The sequence below is a fragment of the Nocardia sp. Root136 genome (assembly GCF_001427185.1).
In the GTDB taxonomy this organism is placed as follows: domain Bacteria; phylum Actinomycetota; class Actinomycetes; order Mycobacteriales; family Mycobacteriaceae; genus Nocardia; species Nocardia salmonicida.
The window spans coordinates 597,098-615,135 of sequence record NZ_LMFE01000001.1 but is presented as its reverse complement, the minus strand read 5'-3'; the positions used below and the strand labels follow the sequence as shown (position 1 = coordinate 615,135).

At 68.7% G+C, this 18,038-nt stretch carries 19 protein-coding genes; 13 read left to right on the top strand and 6 right to left on the bottom strand.

The genetic code is table 11. From position 1 onward, the window contains the following. Positions 1–1,494, top strand: coding sequence for a long-chain-fatty-acid--CoA ligase (locus ASD42_RS03010; RefSeq protein WP_056809874.1), 1,494 nt, complete (start codon positions 1–3; stop codon positions 1,492–1,494). Next, on the top strand, positions 1,491–1,946 hold the full coding sequence (locus ASD42_RS03005; protein ID WP_056809872.1) for a MaoC family dehydratase: 456 nt from the start codon (positions 1,491–1,493) through the stop codon (positions 1,944–1,946). Before ASD42_RS03010 ends, ASD42_RS03005 begins: the two co-directional genes overlap by 4 nt. Here ASD42_RS03005 and ASD42_RS03000 read toward each other — a convergent pair whose 3' ends face one another. From ASD42_RS03000 to ASD42_RS02990, 3 genes are read right to left on the bottom strand one after another with little or no spacing between them, the layout of a single operon-like run. Continuing rightward, the gene (locus tag ASD42_RS03000) at positions 1,947–2,333 is read right to left on the bottom strand and encodes a VOC family protein (RefSeq protein WP_056809869.1); all 387 of its coding nucleotides are present in this window, start codon (positions 2,331–2,333) and stop codon (positions 1,947–1,949) included. A gap of 10 nt (positions 2,334–2,343) precedes the next feature. Continuing rightward, entirely contained in the window at positions 2,344–3,144 is an 801-nt protein-coding gene (locus ASD42_RS02995; RefSeq protein WP_056815269.1) for a helix-turn-helix domain-containing protein, read from the bottom strand. Positions 3,145–3,173: 29 nt separating this feature from the next. Continuing rightward, positions 3,174–3,479, bottom strand: a complete 306-nt coding sequence (locus ASD42_RS02990) for a thiamine-binding protein (protein ID WP_056809867.1) — start codon at positions 3,477–3,479, stop codon at positions 3,174–3,176. 100 nt (positions 3,480–3,579) lie between these two features. Here ASD42_RS02990 and ASD42_RS02985 point away from each other — a divergent pair, with 100 nt between their 5' ends. The 7 genes from ASD42_RS02985 to ASD42_RS02955 all read left to right on the top strand — a co-directional run bounded on the left by ASD42_RS02985 (position 3,580) and on the right by ASD42_RS02955 (position 11,585). Further along, positions 3,580–4,575: a helix-turn-helix transcriptional regulator gene (locus ASD42_RS02985; RefSeq protein ID WP_082843757.1), complete on the top strand. Its 996-nt coding sequence runs from the start codon at positions 3,580–3,582 to the stop codon at positions 4,573–4,575. Continuing rightward, complete coding sequence (locus ASD42_RS02980; protein WP_056809863.1) at positions 4,572–5,555, top strand: helix-turn-helix transcriptional regulator; 984 nt, start codon at positions 4,572–4,574, stop codon at positions 5,553–5,555. Before ASD42_RS02985 ends, ASD42_RS02980 begins: the two co-directional genes overlap by 4 nt. Continuing rightward, positions 5,552–6,580 carry a 2-dehydropantoate 2-reductase gene (locus tag ASD42_RS02975; RefSeq protein ID WP_056809861.1) on the top strand — a complete coding sequence of 343 codons (1,029 nt, stop codon included), beginning with the start codon at positions 5,552–5,554 and terminating at the stop codon, positions 6,578–6,580. The genes ASD42_RS02980 and ASD42_RS02975 overlap by 4 nt, the downstream gene beginning before the upstream one ends. A 92-nt stretch (positions 6,581–6,672) precedes the next feature. Beyond that, positions 6,673–6,945: a Sec-independent protein translocase subunit TatA gene (gene tatA, locus ASD42_RS02970; RefSeq protein WP_056809859.1), complete on the top strand. Its 273-nt coding sequence runs from the start codon at positions 6,673–6,675 to the stop codon at positions 6,943–6,945. A gap of 110 nt (positions 6,946–7,055) precedes the next feature. Continuing rightward, positions 7,056–8,009, top strand: coding sequence for a twin-arginine translocase subunit TatC (gene tatC, locus ASD42_RS02965; protein WP_056809857.1), 954 nt, complete (start codon positions 7,056–7,058; stop codon positions 8,007–8,009). Positions 8,010–8,012: 3 nt separating this feature from the next. Then, complete coding sequence (locus ASD42_RS02960) at positions 8,013–10,712, top strand: DEAD/DEAH box helicase (RefSeq protein WP_056809855.1); 2,700 nt, start codon at positions 8,013–8,015, stop codon at positions 10,710–10,712. Positions 10,713–10,832: 120 nt separating this feature from the next. Beyond that, entirely contained in the window at positions 10,833–11,585 is a 753-nt protein-coding gene (locus ASD42_RS02955) for a DUF4333 domain-containing protein (RefSeq protein ID WP_056809853.1), read from the top strand. Between the two features lie 90 nt (positions 11,586–11,675). On the opposite strand, the gene ASD42_RS02950 is transcribed toward ASD42_RS02955, so the two are convergent. Beyond that, positions 11,676–12,650 (bottom strand): 5'-3' exonuclease, encoded by a 975-nt coding sequence (locus ASD42_RS02950; protein ID WP_056809850.1) that lies wholly within the window; start codon positions 12,648–12,650, stop codon positions 11,676–11,678. A gap of 97 nt (positions 12,651–12,747) precedes the next feature. Here ASD42_RS02950 and ASD42_RS02945 point away from each other — a divergent pair, with 97 nt between their 5' ends. Beyond that, positions 12,748–13,875: a M24 family metallopeptidase gene (locus tag ASD42_RS02945; RefSeq protein WP_056809848.1), complete on the top strand. Its 1,128-nt coding sequence runs from the start codon at positions 12,748–12,750 to the stop codon at positions 13,873–13,875. A 10-nt stretch (positions 13,876–13,885) separates the two neighbouring features. On the opposite strand, the gene ASD42_RS02940 is transcribed toward ASD42_RS02945, so the two are convergent. After that, a complete protein-coding gene (locus ASD42_RS02940; protein ID WP_056809846.1) occupies positions 13,886–14,284 on the bottom strand; it encodes a TIGR03618 family F420-dependent PPOX class oxidoreductase in 399 nt (132 codons plus the stop codon). Between the two features lie 94 nt (positions 14,285–14,378). Here ASD42_RS02940 and ASD42_RS02935 point away from each other — a divergent pair, with 94 nt between their 5' ends. From ASD42_RS02935 to ASD42_RS02925, 3 genes are all read left to right on the top strand, one after another. Beyond that, entirely contained in the window at positions 14,379–15,131 is a 753-nt protein-coding gene (locus tag ASD42_RS02935) for an SDR family NAD(P)-dependent oxidoreductase (RefSeq protein ID WP_156677375.1), read from the top strand. Then, positions 15,110–16,390: a bifunctional cobalt-precorrin-7 (C(5))-methyltransferase/cobalt-precorrin-6B (C(15))-methyltransferase gene (locus tag ASD42_RS02930; protein ID WP_056809844.1), complete on the top strand. Its 1,281-nt coding sequence runs from the start codon at positions 15,110–15,112 to the stop codon at positions 16,388–16,390. The genes ASD42_RS02935 and ASD42_RS02930 overlap by 22 nt, the downstream gene beginning before the upstream one ends. Positions 16,391–16,610: 220 nt before the next feature. Continuing rightward, positions 16,611–17,363: a cobalt-precorrin-6A reductase gene (locus ASD42_RS02925; RefSeq protein ID WP_056809842.1), complete on the top strand. Its 753-nt coding sequence runs from the start codon at positions 16,611–16,613 to the stop codon at positions 17,361–17,363. Positions 17,364–17,369: 6 nt separating this feature from the next. On the opposite strand, the gene ASD42_RS02920 is transcribed toward ASD42_RS02925, so the two are convergent. Then, positions 17,370–17,912: a PadR family transcriptional regulator gene (locus ASD42_RS02920; RefSeq protein WP_056809840.1), complete on the bottom strand. Its 543-nt coding sequence runs from the start codon at positions 17,910–17,912 to the stop codon at positions 17,370–17,372. Between the last annotated feature and the right edge of the window lie 126 nt (positions 17,913–18,038).

Genomic DNA, 18,038 nt, shown 5'->3' with positions numbered 1-18,038 from the left:
GTGAACGCCACTCTGTCCCTGGCGAGCATCCTCGCCGAACCAGCCCGTCGCCGACCGAACCACCTCGCCCTGATCGAAGGCGACACCCGCATCACCTTCGCCGATCTGTGGCGCCAGGCCCGCGAACAAGCAGGCGCCCTGATCGCGCGTGGAGTGAAGCCCGGTGACCGGGTCGGGCTGCTGTGTCCGAACACTGCCGACTTCCCGCGCGCCTACTTCGCCATCCTGGCCGCGGGCGCGACGGTGGTGCCCGTGCATCTGCTGCTCACCGCGCCGGAAATGGAGTACGTGCTGCGCGACAGCGGCGCCTCGTCGCTGATCTGTCATCCGATGGTCGCTGCCACGGGTACCGAAGCCGCTCGCAACGCGGGCATCGATGTGGTGGCGCCCGAAGACCTGGTCGGCGAGGCGATTGCGAACTTCGTCTCCCGTGGTCCCCTCGATACCGCGGTCGTCTTCTACACCAGCGGCACCACCGGAACGCCCAAGGGAGCCGAACTCAGCCATCTCAATATGGTGATGTGCGCGACGGTGAACACGTTCGACGCCAATGAGATCCACCGCGACGACATCGCACTCGGCGCGCTGCCGCTGTTCCACGTGTTCGGGCAGACGGTGTCGATGAACTCGCACTGGCGGGTCGGCGGCACCCTGGTGCTGATGCCGAGATTCGATGCGGTCGCGGCTATTTCGCTGATGGCGGCCGAGCGGGTCAACCTGTTCCACGGTGTGCCCACCATGTATCTGTCGCTGATCGAGGCGGCGGCATCGGCACCGCGATTGCCGGAGCTGAAACTGTGCATCAGCGGTGGCGCCGCACTGCCCGTGGCCGTGCTCGAGGAATTCGAGAGCGTTTTCCACGCGCCGGTGCTCGAGGGATACGGCCTGTCGGAGACCTCGCCGACCGCCGCGGTGAACCAGCCGTGCTTCGGCACCGAAGCGGGCACCGTGGGACATCCGGTGTGGGGAGTCGACGTGGAGATCGCCGATCCCGCGATCGCCGATCGCATCGAGTTGCTGCCCATCGGCGCCGTGGGGGAGGTGGTGGTGCGCGGGCACAACGTGTTCAGCGGCTACACCGGCAGGCCGGAGGCGACCGCGGCGGCCGTGATCGACGGCTGGTTCCGGACCGGCGATCTCGGTACCCGCGACGAAACCGGCCGGGTGCGCATCGTCGACCGGATCAAGGAGATGATCCTGCGCGGTGGCTTCAACGTCTATCCGACCGAGGTGGAAGCGGCCCTCATGCGGCACCCGCACATCGCGCAGGTCGCGGTGATCGGCGTGCCCGACCCGCACTACGGTGAGGAGGTCGTGGCGGTCGTCGTGCCGGACGGCGCGCTGACCGAGCAGGATGTGATCGACTTCGCCAAGGCGCAGGTCGCGAAGTACAAGTACCCGCGCCGCGTCGAATTCGTCACCGAGCTACCGCTCGGTCCCACCCACAAGGTTCTCAAGCGCGAACTGCGCCAACGTTTCGGAGGAGCGGCATGACAACGGATTTCGCCGATTTCGACGCCGTGCGCGCCGCGGTCGGAACCGAACTGGGCCCCAGCGAGTGGGTCACCATCGACCAGCGCCGCATCGACCTGTTCGCCGAAGCCACCGGCGACCACCAGTGGATCCATGTCGACGCCGAACGCGCCGCCGCGGGCGCGTACGGCACCACCATCGCCCACGGGCTGCTCACCCTGTCGCTGATCGTGCCGATGACCCAACAGATCATGAGCGTCAGCGCCGCGAAGGTCGGCATCAACTACGGCTTCGACCGAGTTCGTTTTCTCACGCCTGTTCCCGTCGACAGCCGCATCCGCGCCCATCTCACCCTCACCGAGGTCACCGAAGTTCCCGGCGGCGTCCAGATCCATCGCCACGTCACCGTCGAACTCGAGAACGCGCCCCGCCCGGCGTGTGTGGCCGATTCCATCGCCCGCTTCCTCCTCTGACTAGCGGAGTTCTCCGCTGATGACCCATAGATGGCCGAACGGGTCCTCCACCCGGCCCTGGCGCTTGCCGTAAGGGCGGTTCTCGACGGGGATCACCAACTCGGCGCCGTAGCGCACCATCCGGTGCGCTACGGCGTCCGGGTCGGCAACGGTGAGCTCGAGCAGGACGGGCGAGCCGCCCAGCGATCGGGGATCGGACCACCCCCACTCCTCGACACTCTGCGCCAAGGCGAAGACGACAGCGCCGAGCGTGAGTTCGGCATGGTTCACCACGCCGTGGTCATCGGCGACTCGAAGACGCACCTCGGCTCCGAGGGCTTCGGTGTAGAAGGTGATCGCTGCCTGCGCATCGGAGACCAGCAGCTTGGGGACCAGGTGGTTGTTCATCCCTCCATGCTCACCGAGTGGGGCGTTGTCGGCCTTGTAGATTTCGGCCCTCTTCGTCGAGCCAGTCGGTGGGCGTGGTGTTCATGAGGTCGCGGAAGTCGTGCACGAGGTGGCTCTGGTCGTGGTAGCCCGAATCGGCTGCCACTTGCGCCCAGGTGGCAGCGCCTGTACCCGCACGGCCCACCGCGGACTCCATACGGGCGACGCGCGAGGCGAACTTCGGGGTGATCCCCAGGGAGCGTCGCATCACGTGGCGCAATCGCCGGGGGCTCAGGTGCACCTCGTGCGCGAGATCGTCGATCGAAGCCGTCCCGCTACCGGCTCGGATCAGGTCCAGCGCTCGGTAGGCGTCGTCGGCTCGGGTGTCGGGATCGGTGCGGTACAGCTGGTCGAGGAGCCGGATTCGCAGCAGCGCCTCGCGGTGACCGACGGGACGGTCCGCCAACTCCTCGCACAGCGAGTTCACCCACGGCACAACAGCATCGGCGATGACACCGCCCGCGTCCACCTCGCTCAGCGGCATGCCGATCAGCCTGCGCAAGGCCGCGGCCGACAACTCGACATAGGCCGTCGGCTGCCCCGGCATCAGGGTCGTGACCGGCGTCGCGATCCCGGGCCGCATCAATCCGGCCACCACCGCCTGGGCGTTGAGGGTCCGTCCGTCGTAGTCGACCTCGATCGGGGCGCCGAGGCTCACGACCAACCGCGCGGACAGCGTGGGAACGGCGCGATGGGGACGAGCGCGACCGACGTGCTCGCTGAGCGCCACCACGCCGATGCCCGCGGCACGGCATGTCAGACGTAGGTCCACCGTCACAGTGTCTCATCCACCGACCGGAACTAGCCCTCGGCGAGTATGCGCTCGACGGTGTCGACCTTGGAGTTCAGAGCGTCGGTGACGCCGGGGCGGAGGTCGGCCTTGAGGACCAGACTGCAGCGCGGGGCGGTGGCGAGGATGGCGTCGGTGGCGGCCTTGATCACCGCCATCACCTCGTCCCACTCGCCTTCGATGGTGGTGAACATCGCGTCGGTGCGGTTCGGGAGGCCGGAATCGCGGACCACGCGAACGGCCGCGGCGACAGCTTCGCCGACCGAGCCGTCGGCGTGGGCGGCACCGCTGGGGGCGACGGAGAAGGCGACGAGCATCGTGGGTCCTTTCGATGGGGGCGCTGTCCATGGTCCCCGGCCGCGGCACAACTGTGCGCCGACGCGCGGGGTAGAGGGCGCGACCATTACCCTCTATCGGGTGGCGATATCCAAGGTCGAGCGGCTGATGAATCTGGTCATCGCGCTGCTGTCGACCAGGCAGTTCCTGAGCGCGGAACGTATTCGCGCCAGTGTGGCCGGTTACGAGGACTCCGCGACCGACGAGGCGTTCAGCCGGATGTTCGAGCGCGACAAGAACGAACTGCGCGACTTGGGCATCCCCTTGGAAGTCGGTCCGGTGGGAAGGTTCTCGACACTCGAGGGGTATCGGATCAACCGGGACGCCTACGAGCTGCCCGATATCGACCTGTCCAGCGAGGAAGCCGCAGCGGTCGCCGTCGCGGTGCAGATGTGGGCCTCGCCGGAATTGGCGGGCGCGGCCGAGGGCGCGCTGTTGAAGTTGCGCGCGGCCGGTGTCACCGTCGAGACCGACAACGTCGGGGTGTCGGTTCCCGCGGTGCCCGCGCGCACCCGCGGGTCGGAGCCGGTGTTGCGGGAACTGCTCGCCGCGATCGATGCGGGCCAGGCGGTGCGTTTCGGCCACCACAGTGCCGTCACCGATCCGTTCGTGACCCGCGATGTCGAACCGTGGGGCGTGGTGACCCGGCACGGGCGCTGGTACCTCGTCGGGCACGACCGCGAACGTGACGCCGTTCGCACGTTCCGGCTGTCGCGGATCGGTGGCCAGGTGCGGCCGTACGGTCCGGTCGACGCGGTGCACAAGCCCGCGCACACCGATCTGCGCGCGATCGTCGACCGGGTCACCGGCGATGCCCCCGTCACCGGGTCGGCCACCGTGTGGGTCGCCAAGGGCCGTGGGCGCGAATTGCGCCGCATCGGCACCGAAGTCGAGACCCGCGATCTGGGCGGTCGCCCCGGCTCGGTGCTCGAGGTGCCGGTCCGATCCAGGGACTGGGTGGCCCGGTTGATCACCGGCCTCGGCCCCGATGTCCTCGTTCTCGAACCACCGGAACTGCGCGCCGATGTGATGGACCGGCTACGGTCGGTACTCGACCACACGGAGGTCACGTCGTGAGTTCGCGCCTTTCCCTACGACTTTCGCGCCTGCTGAACATGGTGCCGTACTTACTCGCGCACCCGGGTATCAGCGCGGCCGAGGCCGCCGCGGAACTGGGTGTCACCACCAAACAGCTGATGAGCGACCTCAACCAGCTGTGGATGTGCGGTCTGCCGGGCTACGGCCCCGGCGATCTGATCGACCTGTCGTTCTCCGAGGAGAGCATCGAGGTCACCTTCTCGGCCGGGATCGAACGGCCGCTGCGGTTGACCTCCACCGAGGCCACCGCGCTGCTGGTGGCGCTTCGCTCGATCGTGGAGATGCCGGGCATGGTCGACCCGACCGCCGCGCACGCCGCCATCGCCAAGATCGAATCGGCGATCGCCAGCACCGATGCGGTGGTCGCGGGCAAACCGGTCGAGGTCCCCGTCGAGAAGCCGGTGGTCGCGACCGTGCGCGCGGCGCTGGCCGACGCGCGGGCCCTGCGCCTGGTCTACTACTCCGCCAGCCGCGACGAGGTGTCCGAGCGCATCGTCGACCCGATTCGGGTGGTGCTGGTCGACAACAACAGCTACCTGCAGGCCTGGTGCAGGCAGGCCGAAGGCGTTCGCCTGTTCCGGTTCGATCGGATCGAGGACGCCACCGAACTCGACGAACCGGCCCACCCGCCGAGCCACGCCGCCACCGACGCGGCCGCACTCGACCTGTTCCAGGACGACCCCGACGTGCCGCTGGCCCGGCTGCGGATCCGCGCCGATTACGCGTGGGTGCTCGACCAGTACCCGATGCACCGCATCGAATCGCGCGCCGACGGCAGCATCGAGGCGGGTATGCGCTTCGCCTCGCCGGACTGGATGGCCCGGCTGCTGCTCGGCTTCGGGACCGGCGTCACCGTGCTCGGGCCACCGGAACTGGTGACGGCGGTGCGCTCGCGCGCCGACGCCGCCCTGGCCGCCTACGCGGCCGCCGGACTGGTGGGGGAGACCGAACCCGCGTGAGTCAGCGAGTACTTGTCCTCGGTGCGGGCAGCGTCGGGGTGTTCATCGGCGGTCATCTGGCCGCCGCGGGCATGGACGTGATCTTCGTCGGTCGTCAGCGGATCCTCGACGACATCGCCGAGCACGGCCTGCGCCTGACCGATCTGGACGGCGGTTCGACCGAGGTCGCGCCCGACCGGTTCGGCCTCGCGCTCGAACCGGACGAACCCGAGTTGGCCGACCTGGTCCTGGTGACCGTGAAATCGGCCGACACCGCCGCCGCCGTTCGTGCCGTCGCGGGCCGATTACGCCCCGGCACGCCGGTGGTGAGCCTGCAGAACGGCATCGGCAACGCCAGCGTGATCAGAGAGATCCTGCCGACCAGCATCGCCCTGGCCGGGATGGTGATGTTCAACGTGGTGCACAGCGGTCGCGGGTGTTTCCACCGCGCCAGCGAAGGCGACGTCGCGATCCAGGACGACAAGGTCGTCGACCGCTTCGCCGACGGTTTCCGGGCGGCGGGACTGCCGCTGCGCCGCCACCGCGACCTGCGTCCGGTGCAATGGGCGAAACTGCTGCTCAATCTGAACAACCCGATCAACGCGCTGTCGGGCAGACCATTGCGCGAGGAACTCGCCGAACGCGACTACCGCCGCTGCCTCGCCCTCACGCAGTCCGAAGCCCTCGCCGTGATGAACACTGCGCGAATTCGGCCCGCGCAGCTCACCCCCGTTCCACCCGAGTTGATGGTGCATCTACTGCGTGTTCCCGACTCCGTCTTCCGGCGGGTGTTCGGCCGGGTGCTCGCCATCGACCCGCTCGCGCGCTCGTCGATGGCCGATGACCTGGCACTCGGCCGGCGCACCGAAATCGCATGGCTGTGTGGGGAAATCGTGCGCCTCGGCGAGATGGTGGGACATCCCACGCCGGTCAACCGGAAGTTGACGGAACTGATCAGGATCGCCGAGTCCGGCGATACCGCACGGTTCACCGGAAGCCGGTTGCTCGCCGAGCTGACCGGGGCGGCGGTCGCTGTCGCGGATTGAACGCGTGGCGAACACCGATGCGGCTGGGCGTCCGCCACGGTCCGAACACAGGTAGCATCGGTAATCACCACAGTCTTTGGAGGTATCTGATAATGGGCACGTTCAGCTGGACGCACCTGCTGATCATCGCGTTGCTGTTCGTTCTGCTCTTCGGCGCGAAGCGGCTTCCCGACGCGGCACGCGGTCTGGGCCGCTCGCTGCGCATCTTCAAGAGCGAGGTCGGACAGATGCAGGCGGAGTCGGCGACGTCCGACGCACCGCAGACCACCACGTCCGCCCCCGCGCCGCCGCAGCAGTTGTCCGCGTCCGCCCCGCAGGCGCAGACCCCGATCGTCGAACCGCAGCAGGGCCACAAAACCCTCTGACCTCGGCCATCACCCCGGGACGGATGCCACCGCCCCGGGGCGAAGTGCTGTCTGGTCACAAGTTGCCGCCGAGCATCCGCCGAACCGAGGGTTAGAGGCCACCACCCACCATGCGCATCCCGTTCGATCCCCGGCGCACCAAGCGCAGGACGAATCCCGACGGCACCATGTCGTTGGTCGAGCACCTGCAGGAACTGCGCACACGGCTGCTGCTCGCGCTGGCCGCGATCGCGGTGACCACCCTGATCGGCTTCTTCTGGTACGCGCACACTCTCTTCGGGATGGAGAGCCTGGGCGAAATCCTGCGTGGCCCCTACTGCGCGCTGCCCGCATCGGCGCGGGCGAGCCTGACTCCCGACGGCGCCTGTCGATTGCTCGCTACCGGACCATTCGACCAGTTCATGCTCCGGCTGAAGGTCGGGTTCACCGCCGGTGTGGTGATCGCGACGCCGTTCTGGCTGTATCAGCTGTGGGCGTTCATCACCCCGGGGCTGTACGCCAAGGAGCGCAGGTACGCGGTCGGGTTCGTAGTCACGGGCTCGGTGCTGTTCGTGTCGGGCGCTGTGCTGGCCTATGTGGTTGTCTCACACGCCTTGTCGTTCCTGATGACCATCGGCGACAACGTCCAGATCACCGCGCTCAGCGGTAATCAATACTTCGGGTTCATCATCCAGTTGCTGATCATCTTCGGCGTCAGTTTCGAGACGCCGTTGATCATCATCGGGCTGAACCTGGTCGGGGTGCTGCCCTACACCAAGCTCAAGGCCTGGCGGCGCGGGATGATCTTCGGCCTGTTCGTCTTCGCCGCGATCGTCACCCCGCAGGACCCGTTCTCCATGCTCGCGCTGGCGATCGCGCTGACCGTGCTGTTCGAGTTCGCGGTGCAGTTCGCGCGGTTCAGCGACGCCCGCAAGGCGCGCCGGGAGGCGAAGGAGGGCTGGGGCCCGCTCGACGACGAACAAGCCTCACCGCTGGAGAACCCCGAACCCGTGGCGGCCACCGATCCGGTGGGCGAGCCGGAGAAAACCACGCGCCCGGTGTCGGACTACTCCGATACGCTCTGAGGGGTGACCGACACTCCGGGGCTGCCCAGCGAACTGGCGAAATTCGCCGGTGAAATCTCGTTCGATCTGGACCCCTTCCAGAGCACCGCGTGCGCGGCGTTGGAAGACGGGCACAGCGTGCTCGTGTGCGCCCCCACCGGTGCGGGCAAGACGATCGTCGGTGAGTTCGCCGTACACATGGCGCTCGCCTCGGGCGGAAAGTGCTTCTACACCACGCCGATCAAGGCGCTGTCGAATCAGAAGTTCGCCGATCTCACCGCCCGCTACGGCCGCGACAGTGTCGGCCTGCTCACCGGTGACCAGTCGATCAACCCCGGCGCGCCGGTGGTCGTGATGACCACCGAGGTGCTGCGCAACATGCTCTACGCGTCCTCGGACTCGCTGCACGGACTGTCCTATGTGGTGATGGACGAGGTGCACTACCTGGCCGACCGATTCCGTGGCGCGGTGTGGGAGGAAGTGATCCTGCACCTGCCGCCGGATGTGCGACTGGTGAGCCTGTCGGCGACGGTGTCCAACGCCGAGGAATTCGGCGCGTGGATGGAAACCGTGCGCGGTGACACCGCGGTGGTGGTCGACGAGACCAGGCCGGTGCCGCTGTGGCAGCACGTGATGGTCGGTCGGCGGATGTTCGACCTGTTCGACACCAAGTCCAGCGATCGCAAGGTCGTTGTCGACGAAGACCTCGTACGGTTCATCCGTCAGCGCGAGAGCGCCGACCGGATGCACGGCTACGGCGGGCCGCGCGGTCGTGGCGGTCGCGGTGGCAACTTCCGTCCGCTGCCCCGACCGGATGTCCTCGCTCGCCTCGACGAGGAAAACCTGCTGCCCGCGATCACGTTCATCTTCAGCCGCGCGGGCTGTGACGGCGCGCTGGCCCAGTGCCTGCGCGCCCGGCTCGATCTGAGTCGGCGCGGTGAGACCGAGCAGATCGACGAGATCATCGAGAAGCACACCGGCGATCTGCCCAAGGGCGATCTGGAGGTACTCGGCTTCTGGGAGTGGCGCGAGGCGCTGCACCGCGGCCTCGCCGCCCATCACGCGGGCATGCTGCCCGCGTTCCGGCACACCGTCGAGGAACTGTTCGTCAAGGGGCTGGTGCGCGCGGTGTTCGCCACCGAAACCCTGGCGCTCGGCATCAATATGCCCGCTCGCACCGTGGTCCTCGAGCGCCTGGTGAAGTTCAACGGTGAAACCCACGCCGAGCTCACGCCCGGCGAATACACCCAGCTCACCGGTCGCGCGGGCAGGCGCGGCATCGACGTCGAGGGTCACGCTGTGGTGCTGTGGCAGCCCGAGGTCGACACCAGTGCGGTCGCGGGTCTCGCCTCCACTCGCACCTATCCGCTGCGCAGCTCGTTCCGGCCCGGCTACAACATGTCGATCAACCTGATCGACCGCATGGGCGCCCAGGAGGCTCGAACCCTGCTCGAACGGTCGTTCGCCCAGTTCCAGGCCGACCGGTCGGTGGTGGGGCTCGTCCGTGGCATCGAACGCAACGAGGGCGCGCTGCGCAAGCTGGAGAGTCAGCTCGGTGGCGTCGGCGGCGATTTCATGGAGTACCTGTCGCTGCGCGACCGGATCAAGCAGCGTGAGCGCGATATCCAGCAGCAGGGCCGAGCCGATCGGCGCGGCGCGGCGGTGAAAGCGCTGATCGGTTTGCGTCGCGGCGACGTGGTGTCGATCCCGGTGGGCAAACGTTCCGGGCTCGCGGTGATCCTCGAACCCGACCAGACCCCCGGCGACCCGCGTCCGCTGGTGCTGACCGAGGACCACTGGGCCGGGCGCGTGTCCGCGGCCGATTTCCCGGAGCCCGCCGAAGCGCTGGGGCGGATGGATCTGCCGCGCCGGGTCGACCACCGCACCGCGCGCATTCGCCGCGATCTGGCCTCGGCGTTGCGCGGCACCGGGATCTCGGCTCCGCGCAGGGGCAAGCGCAACGACCGTGTTCGCGGCGGCGAAGATCGTCAACTCTCGACGCTGCGGCGCAGCCTGCGATCCCATCCCGCGCACGATCGTCCCGATCGCGAGCAACTGAGCCGCACCGGCGAGCGGTATTCGCGGCTCGCCCGCGAGACCGAGACGATGCGCCAGAAGGTTGCCGCGACCACGAACTCGCTGGCGCGCACCTTCGACCGGATCGTCGGACTGCTCGAGGAACGCGGGTTCGTCGCCCACGGTGAGGTGACCGCCGACGGCAGGCGACTGGCCCGGATCTATGCCGAAAGCGATCTCGTGGTCGCCGAGGCCTTGCGTCAGGGTCTGTGGCGCGGGCTCGGGCCCGCCGAGCTCGCCGCGGTGGTATCGACGCTGGTCTACGAATCGCGCCAGGAGACCGGCCTGCTGACGCCTGCGGGGCCGACCGATCCGATCCGCCGGGCGATCGCGGCCACCATCGAAGTGTGGTCGGACCTGCGCTCCGACGAGGCGCGACACAAACTTCCGCCCACCCGCGAACCCGATCTGGGGTTCGTCACCGGGGTGTACAAATGGGCGCGCGGTGACGCGTTGGCCGAGGCGTTGCTGGCCAGTGGCGACCAGGGCACCACGATGTCGGCGGGCGATTTCGTGCGGTGGTGCAGGCAGGTGATCGACCTGCTCGATCAGATCCACAACACCGCCGACGACCCCGAGGTCGCGTCCACCGCGGCCAAGGCGGTGCGCGCCGTGCGGCGGGGTGTCGTCGCGGTGGACGCCGCGTAGTCGGGACGTCTGTGATTTGATTTCTTCGCGTACCGACCGTGAGGCGGATGTCGTGCGAATGCGGCAGGCCCGGCGCGGGGGGCTACCGTATGGACTAATAATGCGAGTGGAGGCGAGTGGATGAGCGGCCCTTACGGACCGAACAACCCCGGGGAGGGGAACAACGATCCCACCCAGCACTGGGGGGGTCAGCAGGGGGCCGGTGGCGCCGGTCCCACCCAGCACTGGGGCGGCGCGCAACAGCCGCCGCAACAGGGCGCCCAGCCCACCCAGCAGTGGGGCGATCCGAACCAGCAGCAGCCGCAGCAGCAGTGGGGACAACAGCCCCAGCAGCCGCAGCAGCCGTGGGGTCAGCAGCCGCAGCAGGGTGGCGTGCCGCCGCAGCAACCGACCGGACCGCAGCAGCAGTGGGGTCAGACCCAGCCGCCTCCGCAGGACTGGAACAACCAGGCCGCCAACCCGCAGCAGCAATGGGGACAGCAGCCGCCGCCGCAGCAGCAGTGGGGGCAGCAGCCCGCACCGCAGCAGCAGTGGGGCCAGCAGCCGCAGCAGTCCTCCGGTGGCAAGAGCAAGGGTCTGATCATCGGGCTCGTCATCGCGGGCGTGCTCGTCATCGCCGCGGTCATCGGCCTGCTCCTGGTCGTGTTCTCCTCCGACGAACTCGACAACGTTGCCGTGCAGGACGGTGTCTCGCGCGTGCTGAAGGACTCCTACGGCATCGCCGACGTCTCCGATGTCAGCTGCCCGTCCGGTCAGGCCGTCGAGGTCGACGCGACCTTCACCTGCGACCTGAAGGTCAGCGGTGAGGCGAAGAAGGTCACCGTCAAGATCACCAAGGACGATGGCACCTACGAGGTCGGCCGCCCCAACTAGGCGCTCGCACTACGTTTTCCGGGCCGTCCGCGACTACGCGGGCGGCCCGGTGTCGTCGACCGGGGCGACCGCTGGCTCGCCTCGGCCGGGTCAGTCGGCGTGTGCCGCGGTCAAGGCGGTGACCAGCCGGGTGATCGGGCTCTCGGCGTTGTGCGCGGTAGCCAATGCGAGCAGCCGGTCGGGGTCGACGGGGGTGGCGGGCAATACATCCGGACGCGACAGGATGACATCGGCGTCGCGGACCACCCGCACCACCGGTGCGGCAACCTTCAGATAGTCCTGCGCGGCAACGAGTTTCGCGCGCACACCCTTGGCGATATCGGAACCCGGATCGGCGACGGCGTCCATGAGCGCGTCGAGCGAGCCGAACTTCGTGATCAGTTGGGCGGCGGACTTGTCGCCGATGCCCGCCACACCGGGCAAGCCGTCGGAGGCGTCGCCGCGCAGCGTCGCCATGTCGGCGTAGGCCGGGCCCGCATTCTGTTCGGGCACACCGTATTTCGCCGACAGCTCCGCGGGCCCGAACAGTTCGGCCTTGGCCAGGCCACGGCCGACGTAGAGCACCCGGACCGGTGGGGCGGGCTCGTCGCGCACCAACTGCAGCAGGTCGCGGTCACCGCTGACGACGACAACCGGATCGGTGCGCTCCCTGCTCGCGAGGGTGCCGAGCACATCGTCGGCCTCCAGACCTTCCGCGCCGCCGGTGGCGATGCCCGCCGCGGCCAGCACCTCGAGGATCATCTCGACCTGCGGGGTGAGGGTGTCTGGCACCTCCTCCGCGCCGGGCGCCGCACTGGTGCTCGTGTCGAGCCGATGCGCCTTGTACGAGGGCACGAGGGCCACCCGGAACGGAGGGCGCCAATCGAGATCGAGACCGACGACGAGCCTGCTCGGGCGATGCTTGGTGACCAGCGAGGCCACCATGTCGGTGAATCCGCGCAACGCGTTCACCGAGCGGCCGTCCGCGCCCCTGAGCTTGTCGGGGATGGCGTAATAGGCGCGGAACCAGAGGCTGGCGCCGTCGAGGATCAACAGGGGTCCACGGGTGCTCTCGTCAGCGGTCACCCGCTGATTGTGCCCCGAGCCACCGACACCGTGCCCGTGGCCGTGCCGACGGGCTTCGGTGGCTGGCGTCGGCTCGGGGCGGGTAACGTCGGATCCTATGAGCGCGCACACGGATGCCAGGTTCGCGGCGAAGGTCTACGGTCAGCGTCTGGAGCGGGCGGTCGAGTTGATGCGGGCGGCGCATCTGGACGCCCTGCTGATCACTCCGGGCCCCGACCTGCGCTACCTGATCGGTTCGGCCGCGGACTCCTACGAGCGGCTCACCTGCCTGGTGATCCCGGCCGACGGCTCGACGCCGGCGGTAGTGATCCCGAAACTCGAGTTGGCCTCCCTCAGTGATTCCGCGGCGGGCGAACTCGGCCTACGGGTACTGGACTGGGTCGACGGCGTCGATCCGTACCAACTGGTTCGCTCGATCCTGCATGCCGGTTCCCGTATCGCGGTCGCCGACGCCATGCCCGCCCTGCACCTGATCCCGCTCGCCGAATCGACCACCGGGCTGCCCGCCTCGGCCACACCGGTGCTGCGTGAGTCGCGAATGATCAAGGACGACGCCGAGATCGACGCGCTGCGCCGAGCGGGCGCTGCCATCGACCGCGTGCACGCGCGGATGGGCGAATTCCTGCGGGCGGGTCGCACCGAGGCCGAGGTGAGCGCCGACATCACCGCCGCGATCGTCGAGGAAGGCCATACCGAGGCGGCGTTCGTCATCGTCGGCAGCGGCCCGCACGGCGCCGACCCGCACCACGAGGTATCCGATCGCGTCATCGAACAGGGCGACGTGGTCGTTATCGATATCGGCGGCCCGGTCGAGCCCGGCTACTACTCCGACTCGACCCGCACCTACGTGCTCGGAACCCCGAGCCCGCAGATCGTCGAACAGGTGGCGGTCCTCGAGGCCGCCCAGGCCGCCGCGATGGCGGCGGTGCGGCCCGGGGTGAGCGCGGAGTCCATCGACGCCGCCGCCCGCGCCGTGCTCACCGACGCGGGCCTCGGCGAGGCGTTCATCCACCGCACCGGCCACGGCATCGGCCTGTCGGTGCACGAGGAGCCCTACATCGTGGCGGGCAACGACCTGGTGCTCGAACCGGGCATGGCGTTCAGCATCGAACCCGGCATCTATTTCCGCGGCGAATGGGGCGCGCGGATCGAGGACATCGTGGTCGTCACCGACAACGGTGGGGAGTCGATGAACAACCGGCCGCACGGTCTGACGGTGTTGTAAGCGGCACAGGCTATTTCAGCGTGCTCGACGACAGCACTCGGCGCACCTGGATCGCGACGACGACCCGTGTCGGATTCTCGCGCGGCACCCGGTAGCGCTCGGTGTAGCGGCGCACGGCCTCGGCGACGTCGGCGCTGTCGTCGAGCACCGTGGCCGGTCCTTCGAGGGTGAGCCAGCGCGGCCCCTCGACCTGGCTCACCGCCGCGTAGCCGCCGCGTGCGGCATTGCGCGCCTTCACCGACGCGCCGTCGGTGATCACGCGGGCGATCCCGCTCTCGGGATCCCAGGTGAATCCCACCGCGACCACGTGGGGGGTGCCGTTGGCGCGCAGCGTGGTGAGCGTGGCCAGGTGCCGCTCGGTGACGAACTCGAGTGCGGCGGGGGACAGCTGTGCGGTGGTGGTCGGCATACCGGAAACGGTAGCCGGGCCGACCAGCGGTGACCCCCTCGGGTTTCGGGGCGGGCCGAATCCGACCACCTCGGCCGGATGACAGACTGGCGCCATGGGAATGCAGCAGAACGATGGGCCGGTCCTGGTCCTGGGCGGGCGCAGTGAGATCGGCCTCGAGGTGGCGACCAGGCTGGCACCCGGACGGGTGGTGATCCTGGCGGCTCGTCGCGCCGACGCGTTGGACGCCGAGTCCGAGCAGGTGCGCGCGGCGGGCGCGACCGCCGTACACACCGTGGAATTCGACGCCGACGAGACGGCCACCCACGCGCCGCTGCTCGACAAGCTCGCGGCCGAGCACGGCGGCATCGCGACCGCGGTGCTCGCGTTCGGAGTCCTCGGCGATCAGGACCGTGCCGAACACGACCCGGCGCACGCGGTGGCCGTCGTGCACACCGACTACGTCGCCCAGGTCAGCGTCCTGACCACCCTGGCTGACCTGATGCGCGCGCAGGGCTCCGGGCAGATCGTCGTCTTCGGCTCCATCGCGGGCGTCCGCGTGCGCCGGGCGAACTATGTCTACGGTTCGGCCAAAGCGGGCCTACACGGCTTCGCCAGCGGCCTCGGCGACGCCCTGCACGGCACCGGCGTGCAGCTGCTGCTGGTGCGCTCGGGCTTCGTGATCGGCCGAATGACCACCGGTATGGACCCGGCCCCCATGTCCAGTACCCCCGGCCAGGTCGCCGACGCCGTCGTCCGCGGCCTCGGCAAGGGCGCGACCCGAGTGGTGGTTCCCGGTCGGCTGTCGCTGGCATTCTTCGTGATGGGCCTGATCCCGCAATCCGTCTGGCGCCGGATGCCACGGTGACCGAGACGGAAGCCGCCGGCTGGACCGGCGAGCCGATCATCGTGGCAGGCATCGGCGCCGATGGCTGGTCCGGGCTGGGGCAGACGGCCCGACAGGCGGTCAGCGACTGCGACGTGGTGTTCGGATCCCCGCGTCAATTGGCGCTGCTCCCGGCGAGCGATAGCGAACGTGTGCCGTGGCCGACGCCCCTGTTGCCCGCGCTGCCGGAGTTGTTCGCGCGCAACGCCGATCGACGCATCGGCGTCCTGGCCAGCGGTGATCCCATGTTCTACGGCATCGGTGTCACCCTGGCCCGCCGGTTCGGCCCGGCGGCATTGCGGGTGTTCCCGCAGCCCTCCTCTGCATCGCTGGCGTGCGCCCGGCTCGGGTGGCCACTGGCGGAAACTCCGGTGGTGAGCGTGGTTGCCCGGCCATTGCCCACCATCCTGCCCGAATTGTCCGAAGGCCGGAGGATTCTCGTTCTCAGCGAGGACGAGACCACGCCGAGCAGAATCGCGGAATTACTGCGCGACAACGGGTTCGGCGCCTCGACCGTGACCGTCCTCGAACAACTCGGCGGCCCCGCCGAACACCTGCGCGCCGGTCCCGCGGCCGCGTGGCCGCACCCCGGTGGCGACCCGCTCAACATCGTCGCCATCGACTGCCGTGCCGATCCCGACACGCGCCGCGACACGCGCCTGCCCGGCTTGGCCGACGCCGCCTTCGCCGGTGACGGCCAGCTCACCAAGGCCGAGGTCCGCGCGCTCACCGTCACCGCTCTCGCCCCCACACCGGGGGAAATGCTGTGGGATATCGGCGGCGGCTCGGGCAGCATCGCCATCGAATGGTGTCGCACCCATCCGCTGTGTCGCGCCGTCACGTTCGAACGGCTGCCCACTCGTCGCGAACAAATCGCGACCAATATCGACGCGCTCGGGGTGCCGGGAATAACGATCCGCGGCGAAGTGCGCTCAGAGTTAGCCGAAGAAACGATCACGGCGCCCGACGCCATCTTTCTCGGTGGCGGCCTCACCCAGGACGGCATGTTCGAGCAGTGCTGGCAACGCCTGCGCCCCGGCGGCCGCCTCGTCGCCAACGCGGTCACCGCGGAATCGGAAGCGCTGCTGCTCGACTGGTCTGCCGGGTTCGGCGGGACCCTGCGCAAATTCCAGATCTATCGAGGCGAACAGCTCGGCGGGTTCACCGCCTGGCGACCGCACCTGCCGGTCGCCCAGTGGATTGTCCGAAAACCCGCTGGTCGCCGGAGTATGGACCAATAAGCCCGATCACGATCAGATCACGCGCAGATCACGATGAATCCGTCGTCGCAGGGTCCGCGCGCCGGAAAAGTTTCGGACCGAACGTGTAGAACCGAGGGCTCGGGGGTAGGGTCGTTGCCGTTCCGGGTAATCCCCCGGTTCGTTTTTCCACGATGGAGAGTTACATGAAGTACTCGAAGTTCGATGGCGATGCTGGTGCCGATGATTTCGGAGGGTTGTCCTGAGAGTTCTGATCCTCGGCGGCACCGGTGAAGCCAGGGAGTTGGCGCGCAGAGCGTCCGGCGAGCGTGGACTCGACATAGTGTCCTCCCTCGCGGGTCGGGTCGCCAACCCGCGGCTGCCGGTCGGAGCGGTCCGCGTGGGTGGGTTCGGTGGTGTCGAGGGCCTCCGAACGTGGCTACGCGAGAACGCGATCGACGCTGTCGTGGACGCCACCCATCCCTTCGCCGCGAAAGTGAGCGCGCACGCGGCCACGGCCGCGGCCGACCTGGACATCCCCGCGCTGCATCTGCGCCGCCCGGAGTGGGTGCAGCGGCGCGGCGACCTGTGGACCAGAGTGCCCGATCTCGCGTCGGCGGCCGCGGCTCTGACCGCCCGCGACGAACAGGTGCTGCTGACCATCGGCCGCCAGGGGGTCGGCGCGTTCGTCGGGTGCACGGGGCACGGCTTCGTCATCCGCTCCATCGACGCCCCCGAAGTCCCGCTGCCGCCGCGCTCGAAACTGCTGCTGGCGCGTGGGCCGTTCACTTTCGACGAAGAACTCGTGCTGATGTCGCGGCATCGCATCGATGTGCTGGTCACCAAGAACAGTGGCGGTGAGCAGACCGAGGCGAAGATCTTCGCCGCCCGTACCGCGGGTCTACCGGTGATCATGGTCGACCGGCCGCCGCTGCCCACGGGCGCGGTCACCGTGGCCGAGGTCGGCGACGCCGTCGAGTGGTTGCGCGAGTCCGCCTCGCACCGGGTGCGCTGAACTCGGTCAGTGAGGCTGTGGCGGTGTGAAGATCGTCGGCAACTGGTCGAACCAGTGCAGAACCGCTCGCTCGTAGGCGATGCCGAACTCGAGGGTCGCGCGCTGGTGCGGCGCCAGGGCGGTTTCGTCCTCGTCGAGGTAGCGGTCGAGGCGATCTTGATGAATGTTCTTGTTGGCGGCGATGATTCGATCGCGATGAGCCGGATCCAGGTGTTCGCCGAAGGACAGCGTGAGCAGCAGCGGCACCCGGATGGTCTCGGCGCCCGGATCGCGCCCGATCCACTCGGCGAACGCGTCGCGCCCGATATCGGTGATCCGGTACGGCGTGCGCTCCCTGGCGCCGCGTTCGCCCTTGGTCACCAAGCCCGCCGCGTCCATCGTGGACAGTTCGCGGTAGACCTGGCTCTGTGTGATGGTCCAGAAGTCGCCGATGCGTTGCTGGGCCTGTGTGGCGAGATCCCAGCCCGACTTCGGGCCCTCGTGCAGGAACCCGAGTAGCGAGGCCGCGGTGGAGTTCAGCGGGCGGCGTCGTGTCGCGATATCGGTCAACGGTCAACTCCCTTCGAACTACATTCCTAAGTGGAATGTTACGCCTGAGTGGGCGGTCCACCAATAGTGCCGGTGTTGCGGTGTGTTCGCCGGACCGGGGTGCGGCGATGGTGCTCGCGCGCTGAG

Coding starts and splice junctions, on each gene's coding strand:
- ASD42_RS02940 (WP_056809846.1), bottom strand. CDS start 14,284: ATGCCGACCACCACCGCACAGCTGTCCCCCGCCGCACTCGAGTTCGTC.
- ASD42_RS02990 (WP_056809867.1), bottom strand. CDS start 3,479: ATGCTCGTCGCCTTCTCCGTCGCCCCCAGCGGTGCCGCCCACGCCGAC.
- ASD42_RS02935 (WP_156677375.1), top strand. CDS start 14,379: ATGGGAATGCAGCAGAACGATGGGCCGGTCCTGGTCCTGGGCGGGCGC.
- tatC (WP_056809857.1), top strand. CDS start 7,056: ATGCGCATCCCGTTCGATCCCCGGCGCACCAAGCGCAGGACGAATCCC.
- ASD42_RS03005 (WP_056809872.1), top strand. CDS start 1,491: ATGACAACGGATTTCGCCGATTTCGACGCCGTGCGCGCCGCGGTCGGA.
- tatA (WP_056809859.1), top strand. CDS start 6,673: ATGGGCACGTTCAGCTGGACGCACCTGCTGATCATCGCGTTGCTGTTC.
- ASD42_RS03000 (WP_056809869.1), bottom strand. CDS start 2,333: ATGAACAACCACCTGGTCCCCAAGCTGCTGGTCTCCGATGCGCAGGCA.
- ASD42_RS02945 (WP_056809848.1), top strand. CDS start 12,748: ATGAGCGCGCACACGGATGCCAGGTTCGCGGCGAAGGTCTACGGTCAG.
- ASD42_RS02955 (WP_056809853.1), top strand. CDS start 10,833: ATGAGCGGCCCTTACGGACCGAACAACCCCGGGGAGGGGAACAACGAT.